This window comes from Bacillus sp. LR--39 (assembly GCF_053613335.1).
Window position 1 is genome coordinate 1 of the sequence record NZ_JBSIOT010000028.1, and the last position, 2,747, is coordinate 2,747.

At 39.8% G+C, this 2,747-nt stretch carries 3 protein-coding genes and 1 pseudogene; 2 read left to right on the forward strand and 2 right to left on the reverse strand.

What is annotated here, in order from left to right; translation table 11 throughout:
* Nucleotides 1–617: pseudogene (locus tag ACWHAR_RS19710) on the reverse strand (Tn3 family transposase); the annotation flags it as partial.
* A complete protein-coding gene (locus ACWHAR_RS19715; RefSeq protein ID WP_017697718.1) occupies nt 578–1,054 on the reverse strand; it encodes a hypothetical protein in 477 nt (158 codons plus the stop codon). The pseudogene ACWHAR_RS19710 and the gene ACWHAR_RS19715, both read right to left, overlap by 40 nt.
* 384 nt (nt 1,055–1,438) lie before the next feature.
* On the opposite strand from ACWHAR_RS19715, the gene ACWHAR_RS19720 reads away from it, so the two are divergent.
* Nucleotides 1,439–2,137, forward strand: coding sequence for a spore germination protein (locus ACWHAR_RS19720; RefSeq protein WP_242304556.1), 699 nt, complete (start codon nt 1,439–1,441; stop codon nt 2,135–2,137).
* A gap of 14 nt (nt 2,138–2,151) precedes the next feature.
* On the forward strand, nt 2,152–2,604 hold the full coding sequence (locus ACWHAR_RS19725; RefSeq protein WP_000226102.1) for a Ger(x)C family spore germination protein: 453 nt from the start codon (nt 2,152–2,154) through the stop codon (nt 2,602–2,604).
* Nucleotides 2,605–2,747 lie beyond the last annotated feature (143 nt).

Sequence of the window (2,747 nt, forward strand, 5' to 3'; positions counted from 1 at the left end):
TCCCAACCTAGAGGTGACATATGGTGCAATAATTCTTCATTAAAACTACCTGACCGTTTTTGATATTCAACTGCCTTTGTTAGATGTAAAGTATTCCAGATACTGATGGCATTGATAATGATGTTTAAGGCACTGGCTCTTTGCAATTGATGCTGTATGGTTCGTTCCCTAAGCTCTCCTTGTTTTCCGAAGAAAATAGCTCTTGCCAGTCCATTCATGGCTTCTCCTTTATTCAATCCTTTTTGTATTTTTCTTCTTCATGATTCATCCGAAATATAATTCAAAATAAAGATCGTTTTTTCTATTCGGCCCATCTCACGTAAGGCTGTAGCCAAGCTGTTTTGTCTTGAATAAGAACCTAATTTCCCCATAATAAGGGATGCTGAAACTGTTCCTTCCCTTATAGAATGAGCTAATCGCAAAACATCCTCATAATTCTCTTTAATGACCTTTGTATTTATTTGTCCACGTAAAATGACTTCTAATTTTGGATACTCACTTGCCTTATCTATTGTAAATAATTTCGAGTCTGATAAATCTCGTATTCTTGGAGCAAATTTAAATCCTAATAAATGGGTCAGTCCGAATATTTGGTCTGTGTAACCAGCCGTGTCTGTCCCAAGAGCATACTTGAGACTGAAAAGGCACCAACAGGTGGTAAAACATTAGTATATATGGGAGGTCCCAAACGGGTTGTAAAGGTTGTAGCAATCCAATTTCCGTATTCACCAGCCAACAAAGAGGGAGGTTTCATTATAAACCGTCCACTTAAAATGAAATGCCGAATGCTTATAGCGGTCTCATCAATTATTGTCAAGTTGCCAAAAAAGGAGGCATATGGTGAATCGAAACTTATTTGTTTAGCGCTTTCGTCCCAATACCCATTAATCGGAATAGGTATACCACGAAAATTAACTGTACCTACTACTTTGTTGTCTACAATGGAATCAATGGTAAGTATACCTCTAATAATGGATCTCCCCGCAATAGAAGCATCAATCCCCCATACGGATGGAAAGGGGATACTAACTTTGGCTGTCTTTGGAATTTTCAAAATTAACCTCTCCTTGATTATTTTATGTATGGATTGAGTTGTATTTAATCATAATCCTGTAGTAATGATACAGTATATGCACAGAGAATCACTTAGGTGTTTTGTTAAGAAAGAAGCATCAATAATCAATCAGCCTACTGTCTAGATGAACAAGAGTTTGCCTGACCCACGAAAAATATGGAACATTAATTGCTGCTCATACATATGGTCTCGCATTTGGAAAATTTCTTAGCTTTAAAATAAATCATCTGATTCAATGAAATGTAATGCCTATCATCACCTATTTTTATATGTATCTCAGACGAATTCCTATACCTCCGTTACTCTTCGATCATATTTTATTTGTACGAGGTGGTGTAAAATGTTTAAATTATATTAGCTGCGTTGATTGCGCCTGCCAATTTATTTTTGCTTGTGAAAGCACCCGAAGATATCCACTTTACTGCTTTGGCAGCTACATTTGGTCAAACGCTTCGTTTACTTGGCTTGTCCGTATCGCTACTGCTTCCTGCATTTTTTGTTGCCATTCTTTCCTATCATCAAGATCAGCTGCCCTATTATCTACTTGCCACTTTGGGGATTAACCGGTTGGGAATCCCTTTTGATGTGGCAGTTGAAATGTTTATTGCACTTCTCTTCTTAGAAATCCTGCGGGAAGCTGGTATCCGATTGCCTTCTGCGGTCGGCTCCACGGTAACGGTTGTAGGAGGACTTATCCTGGGGGATGCGGCCATTCGTGCTGGATTCTTATCCCCAGGTATCGTTGTCATCGGAGCAATTACACAAATCTTTGGTTCAACTTTATCGAGCCTATCATTGGCTGGAACGATTAGTACCTTACGCTTTTTTCTTTTTATTCTGTCTGCCACGCTTGGCATTTATGGCTTCTTTCTTGGATTATTTATTGTGCTCAGCCATTTAGCCTCATTGCGTTCATGCGGCTTGCCTTACTTGGCCCCAATATCACCTCCATTTAAAGACTTGGCCAACGCTTTGTTTCGATTACCTTGGCCATGGCGAAACACTCGACCGGACATGTTGAAGACACGAGATTCTACAAGGCAAGGGGACAGGCATAAATGAGGAGATATAAAAGTATGGTTGCACTTTTCCTTCTTCTCACCCTTACCGGTTGCTGGAGTAGATATGAAGTGCAAAACATGAACTATGCTACGGCTGTTGGAATAGACTATGTCGATGGCCAATACACCTTGTATGTGCAATTGCTTGATTTCTCGACAGTGGCCAAGCTGGAGGGACAGCAAAAAGCGGAGCAGCCCCCGGTTTGGGTGGGCAAAGGCGAAGGTTCCTCGTTTACGGAGGCGGCAAATGATTTGTACAGTACATCACAACAACGCTTAAACTTGGGACAAATCTCTGCCATTTTGTTCAGCGAGAGATTGATGAAGGAAAACAAAGTCGGAGAAGTGCTGGAATTGATCAACCGTTATCGTGAAATAAGGTACTTGGCCTGGCTGTTTAGCACAAGAGAGCCTCCTGAAGAAATCTTGCTGGCAACCCCATTTTTTAGATTTTCGCCAAATGCATAAAAATAGTTGTTTACTTTTATGCGTTCAAACAGTTGATTTATCAACCTTATGGTAAAAGCAAACGACTTTATTGTAATAAAACAAACCGATTAGTAAACAACTTTATTGGTAAGGAAAGAACTTTATTGTCACTCAACAGTTTC